The organism is Nonomuraea basaltis (genome assembly GCF_005893125.1).
Taxonomy (GTDB): domain Bacteria; phylum Actinomycetota; class Actinomycetes; order Streptosporangiales; family Streptosporangiaceae; genus Nonomuraea; species Nonomuraea basaltis.
Genome location: NZ_VCJS01000423.1, coordinates 1 through 5,462 on the forward strand (window position 1 = coordinate 1; position 5,462 = coordinate 5,462).

Below are 5,462 nucleotides of genomic sequence, written 5' to 3' on the forward strand. Positions count from 1 at the left end.
AGATCCTTCGAGGCCAGCGAGCCGAGATGCGCGCCCACCAGCCGGAGTACGGTCTCGTCCTGGGCGGTCAGCCCTTTGAGACGATCGCGGACCGCCACCCCGGAGGGAGCGGCTGCGATGAACGGCGCCTCGATCGGCCGCAGCTGCTCAGCCATGCGCCGTGGCCTCCAGCCTTGTGCGGGCACAGCCGTTGGCCGAGCGGCAGGCAGGCGAAGAGATCGCTGGATGCCGATCGCGAGCACCCCGGTACGCCTGCATGACGTCAACCCCACCTCCCAAGCCGTTACTGAAGGTGACGAATAGACTACCGAAGTTTGCCACCGTTGGGCAGAACATTTGAGCGATACGCAAGCCTTTATGGCCCGTGCGGCCGTGGCGTCACGCTTGCCGGCGCACCCTGCGTTCTCTACCAACCGTGAGGTTCACACCCCCATACTCCGGCATCAGCTCCTGTCATTTCGTGCACACTTACGCACACTCAAAGAACAACTGTTGCCGACCCCCCGCACGACCAGAAGGATCGTGCGGGGCATCGGAGCGGTGGGACGTTACTCGTTGTCCATGGAGGCTGCCTTGGGACCGCCGACACCCCGTACATGTCGGAGGCGCCATCAGCATTTCTGCTGATTTTTCACCTCGTGAGCAGGGCGGCGCTCCCGTAGCTGCCGCCGAACCCCGTCACCAGCGCCACTTCGCGCCCGCCCCGCAGCTCGCGTACGGCCTGGGCCACGTTGTTCAGGCCGTGCACGTAGCCCTCGGAGAGCAGGCCGCCGTGCGGGTTGATCCAGGCGTGGCGGCGCTCCAGCAGGTACGCCCCCAGGTCTCCGCGCTCGACCAGCCCGAAGTCCTCCAGTTGCCGGGGCACGAGCCATGAGTACGCGTCGTACGGCAGCGCCACGTCCACGTCGGACGGCCGCAGGCCGGAGGCCTCCCAGAGCATGGGCGCCACGTACGCGGAGAAGATCGCGGTGACGTCGGGCGCGCGGTCCATCGACGAGCAGCCGGGCCCTCCACCGCGTACCACCGCCCGCACGCGTGGCCCGTCGAGCACGGCGCTGACCACGAGCGCGCACGCCCCGTCGGTCTCCTGGCAGCAGTCGACGGTGCGCAGCGGGGTGCAGACGTACGGCCTGGCCAGGTAGTCGGCGAGTGCGAGCGGCTCGCGGCGCAGGGCGCGGGGATTGGCCTTGGCGTTGTCCCTGGACTGGGCGACGACGGCGTGCAGGTGCTCCTCGGCCAGCCCCGTGTCGTGCAGGTAGCGGGTCGCGGCCAGGGCGAACAGCGGGATCGGGCCGGCCAGGCCGTACGTGAAGCGCTCCTGGGGGCCGGTGGAGACGGTGTTCATGCGCTTGCCCGAGCGCCCGTTGAGCGAGCGAAATATCATGATATTTCGTGCCAACCCCGCGTGGATGAGCATCGCCGCGTCCCCCAGGATCGACGCCGCCTGCGTGCCGCCTCCCGCGATGTCGTTGTGCCAGCCGAGCCGCTCGATCCCCAGCGCCCGGGCGACCTGCACGACGGGCGCGGAGTCGTTCATGTGGTAGCTGAGCACCGTGTCCACCTCGCGCGGGGCGATCCCCGCGTCGGCGCACGCCGCCCGGCACGCCTCGACCGCGAGCTCCAGCTCCGTGCGCCCCGACTCCCTGCTCAGCGCCGTCATCCCGATCCCGGCCACGGCCGCCCGCCCGGCGAAGGGCTGCATGCCTCTCCTCCGATCAACCCGCGGGGACAACACCGCCGCTCACGCTAACACAGGCAAGCGCTTGCTAGGTTATCCTTCAGCCACCCGGCGCTTCGAACGAAGAAATTCCGGGCGTGTCACAACGGCGGCTTTCTCCGTCCCAAAGCCCGCGAGACACCACTACGAAACGGCCTGAACACCCCCCACGACCAGCCTGTTATGGCGATTCATCGGGCAATGCCACCGGCAGACGGTAACAGTTCATCTTCACGGAAGCTGTCCCGTCTTGTAATACGGAGGTGCGGTCCACCGATAGCCCATCATCATCACCCCGAGGTGAGCGATGGATTTACGCTACGTCAGGTACGCGATGGCGATCGCACGGGCCGGCAGCCTGCGCCGGGCGGCCACGGCACTGCACATCGCCCAGCCCACGCTGTCCGAGCAGCTCAGGGCCCTGGAGAAGGAGATCGGCGTGGAGCTGTTCAGCCGTTCGTCGAGCGGCGTGCAGCTCACCGAGGCAGGTGAGGCGTTCCTGGCCCAGGCCACCGTCGCGGTGGACGCCTTCGAGCGGGCCGTGACCGCGGCCAGGAGCACGGACGAGACCGCGCGCCTGGGTGTGGCCGACGGGCTGGCCGACGTGGTCGCCCGGCTGCTCTCCCAGGTCCAGGGCCTGCGCCTGCGCGTGGCCCCCATGGGCACCGCCGAGCAGATCGTCTCGATCGTGGACGGCACCCTGCAGGCCGGGCTCGGCTACGCACCGGGCTCGCTGCCGAGGGGCGTGGCCCGGATGCTCATCCACCGCTTCCCGGTGCGTGCACTGTTCCATCGCGATCATCACCTGGCGGCATCCGAGGCGGTGTCGCTGTCGGACCTGGCGGCCGAGCCGCTGGTCATGCCGGAGTCCGACGCGGTGGCGGGCGCCCGCCGCTTCCTGGAGGGCTTCGTACGCCACCGCCTGCACCCCCGCCTCGGCCCGGGGGCGTCCACGCATGACCTGGCGATCAACATGGTGGAGCGGGGCGCCGGCTACGCGCTCAGCGTCCACGAGGGCACGGCGGTGCCGGAGTCCCTGATCTTCGTACCCATCAAGGAGGACGTCCCGCCACTGGAGGTAGTGTTCCTCTGGAACCGCCAGGCCGACGTGCCGGAGCTGGTCAGCGCCGCCCGCCATGTCGCCCGATCTGGATAGCGCTAGTATCTAACGATGCGCATCTCAGAACTCAGCGCCCTGTCCGGTGTGGCCATTCCGACGATCAAGTACTACCTGCGCGAGGGCCTGCTGCCGCAGGGCGCGCAGATAGCCGTGACGCGGGCCGAGTACGACGAGTCGCACCTGCGCAGGCTCCGCCTGATCCGGGCTCTGCTGGAGGTGGGCAAGCTCCCGGTGGCCTCGATCAAGCAGGTCATCGCCGCCGTGGACGACGAGACCCTCCCCATGCACGAGATGCTCGGGACGGCCCACTACGCCCTCGGCCCCAAGGTCGAGCCCGAGCCCGGGGAGGACTGGCAGGCCGCACGTGCCATGGTGGACCTCCTCATCGAGGAGCTGGGCTGGAACGTGCACCCCCAGGCCCCCACCCGCGACGAGCTCGCCCAGACCCTGGTCCGGATGCGCCAGCTCGGCGTGCCCATCGACCTGGGGCCGTACGCGGAGACGGCGCGGAAGCTGGTGTCCGAGGTCGAGATGGACACCATTTCGTTCCAGGGGCCGCGCGACGCCGCCGTGGAGGCCCTGGTGCTGGGCACGGTCCTGTACGGCAAGGCCTTCGACGCGCTCCGCCGCATGGCCCAGGAGTCGGAGTCGGCCCGCCGCCTCAAATGACGCCGCCTCAGATGATCGCATTCGCGCGCAGGATCTGGACGGCCTGGACGGTGACGGCGCCCCGCCAGTCGAGCGACCCGGCCGGCGAGATCTTCACGTAGTCCACGGTCCACCCGCCGTCGTCCTGCTGCCCGCCGGCCAGCCGTACGAGGTCGGCCGCGATCACCTCGGGGTCGAACAGGTCGCGGACGGGCCGGCCGGGGTACGGCGCGAAGTCCAGCGAGCGCAGCGCCTCGTCCGCGGTGCCGCCCTCGACGGGCACCCTGCCGTCCGCGGGAATGTAGGCGCCGAGCCTCTTGAGCAGGTCGGCCGCCCGGGGCTGGGTGTCGTACACGGCGTCGAGGAAGTGCACGGCGAACGACAGTACGTACGCGTGCGGCTGCTCCTCCAGCGCCTGGATCGCGCCGAGGCAGTAGCGGGTGGCCCGCTCCAGCCATGGGTGCGCGGCGACGGCCGGGTCGTGGGCGGCGACGCGGTGGGCGGCGGCCGCCGACACGGAGGTGATCTGCAGGGACGAGGTGGCCGGGTCGCCGCCCACCCACCAGGGGGCCGTGCCGCCGGAGACGGTGACCGGCAGCGCGAACGGCAGCCCGCCGTCGGGCAGCGTGACCGTCTCCAGCCAGTCGCACAGCGCCACGGCCTGCGGCGCGGTCGCCGGGGCGACGTCCTCGAACACCTCGAAGGCGTGCAGCGCCGCGCCGGGCTGGCTCTCGGGGGCACGCAGGTCAGGCTCCAGGCCCCAGCCGTACCCTCCGTCCGTGTTGCGGTAGGCGTCCAGGGCCGCCAGCACCCGGGCCGCGTCGCCGTCGCCCGTGAGCAGGTCGTAGCGGCGGCGGTCGAGCACGCGCGCGTGGGTCGCCAGGAAACCGGGGATCGCGGAAAGGTTCACGTTCATGACGCCATCGTGCCCAGGGGCCTGACGCGCAGTCTTGTAGGTTCCGGACATACTGAGACGGTGGACGACGGCACAGCCCGCGCGAGGTTCGGCGGGGAGCGAGTGGCCCGGCTCGGCACCGTGGGCGGCGACGGGGCGCCGCACCTGGTGCCGGTCGTCTTCGCCATGATCGCCGGCCGGGTGGTGACCGCGATCGACCACAAGCCCAAGACGACCGCGAACCTCCGCAGGCTCCGGAACATCCGGGAGAATCCCAAGGCCAGTCTGCTGGTCGATCACTATGAGGACGACTGGGCGCGGCTGTGGTGGGTGCGCGCCGACGGCCTGGCCCGCGTCGTCGAGGGCGGCCAGGACCGCGAGGCGGCGCTGGACGCGCTGGCGGCCAAGTACGCCCAGTATCGCGAGCGCCGCCCCACCGGACCCATGATCGTCGTGGACGTGACCCGCTGGACCGGCTGGTCCGCTACCTAAGCGACCTGAAGGAGATCACCCCTCAAGGGGATCAGGCGATCTTCGGAGATGGCTGCAAGCAGCGGGTTACCCTGGGATCAGGTCGTCCCCCTTTGAGGTGTTGGATCATGTCGAGAGAACCGGCCCTCAGTGAGAACCTGGCGCGCATCCGGGTGAACCTTCGCCGGATTCTCTTACAGCACACGAAAGCACCCACATTAGGAGAGCGGCGGCCATACGGTTGGCCTATATGACGTGAGCTGCGTGAACATTCCACACAGCCTGCATGACTTGCAAGATCATCCCGCATATGTCCCGCACCTGTTAAAGGGCGGCCACCACCTCACTCGGTGGCAGCCGACCCAGACCGCAGGGCTGCCAAGATTGAGCGTCGGAAACGATGCCGCAGTGCGAGATTCCTACAATGGGGAGGTCCTCAGAACGAGTTGTAGCCTTTGAAAATGTAGAAGCCAAGAGCTTCTAGCCTCGATAGTTCACGCGTTCTGGTGGCTTCGCCGAGCGTGATGGCTGAGTGATTTATTGATCTTCATCTGCGGTTTCGGGCAGGCACCCGCGTCGGCGGTCACGCCGATGGTGCCGGTTCCACGAGC

Annotated in this window: 5 protein-coding genes; 3 read left to right on the forward strand and 2 right to left on the reverse strand. The window is 69.2% G+C overall.

The genetic code is table 11. The features are described from left to right. Positions 1–631: 631 nt before the first annotated feature. Positions 632–1,702 carry a thiolase C-terminal domain-containing protein gene (locus EJK15_RS67410; RefSeq protein ID WP_138720616.1) on the reverse strand — a complete coding sequence of 357 codons (1,071 nt, stop codon included), beginning with the start codon at positions 1,700–1,702 and terminating at the stop codon, positions 632–634. Between the two features lie 322 nt (positions 1,703–2,024). Between EJK15_RS67410 and EJK15_RS67415 the strand changes: the two genes are divergently transcribed. Together EJK15_RS67415 and EJK15_RS67420 are read left to right on the forward strand one after the other, a co-directional pair. Beyond that, on the forward strand, positions 2,025–2,873 hold the full coding sequence (locus tag EJK15_RS67415) for a LysR family transcriptional regulator (RefSeq protein ID WP_138720617.1): 849 nt from the start codon (positions 2,025–2,027) through the stop codon (positions 2,871–2,873). A 15-nt stretch (positions 2,874–2,888) separates the two neighbouring features. Next, positions 2,889–3,506, forward strand: coding sequence for a MerR family transcriptional regulator (locus EJK15_RS67420; protein WP_138720618.1), 618 nt, complete (start codon positions 2,889–2,891; stop codon positions 3,504–3,506). 7 nt (positions 3,507–3,513) lie between these two features. Here EJK15_RS67420 and EJK15_RS67425 read toward each other — a convergent pair whose 3' ends face one another. After that, positions 3,514–4,401, reverse strand: a complete 888-nt coding sequence (locus tag EJK15_RS67425; protein WP_138720619.1) for a hypothetical protein — start codon at positions 4,399–4,401, stop codon at positions 3,514–3,516. 60 nt (positions 4,402–4,461) lie between these two features. Here EJK15_RS67425 and EJK15_RS67430 point away from each other — a divergent pair, with 60 nt between their 5' ends. Beyond that, positions 4,462–4,872 carry a TIGR03668 family PPOX class F420-dependent oxidoreductase gene (locus EJK15_RS67430; RefSeq protein ID WP_138720620.1) on the forward strand — a complete coding sequence of 137 codons (411 nt, stop codon included), beginning with the start codon at positions 4,462–4,464 and terminating at the stop codon, positions 4,870–4,872. The last annotated feature ends 590 nt before the right edge of the window (positions 4,873–5,462 follow it).

What these genes read in the sequence shown, in the direction of transcription:
- EJK15_RS67410 (WP_138720616.1), bottom strand. Translation starts at nt 1,702, where the DNA reads ATGCAGCCCTTCGCCGGGCGGGCGGCCGTGGCCGGGATCGGGATGACG.
- EJK15_RS67425 (WP_138720619.1), bottom strand. Translation starts at nt 4,401, where the DNA reads ATGAACGTGAACCTTTCCGCGATCCCCGGTTTCCTGGCGACCCACGCG.
- EJK15_RS67420 (WP_138720618.1), top strand. Translation starts at nt 2,889, where the DNA reads ATGCGCATCTCAGAACTCAGCGCCCTGTCCGGTGTGGCCATTCCGACG.
- EJK15_RS67415 (WP_138720617.1), top strand. Translation starts at nt 2,025, where the DNA reads ATGGATTTACGCTACGTCAGGTACGCGATGGCGATCGCACGGGCCGGC.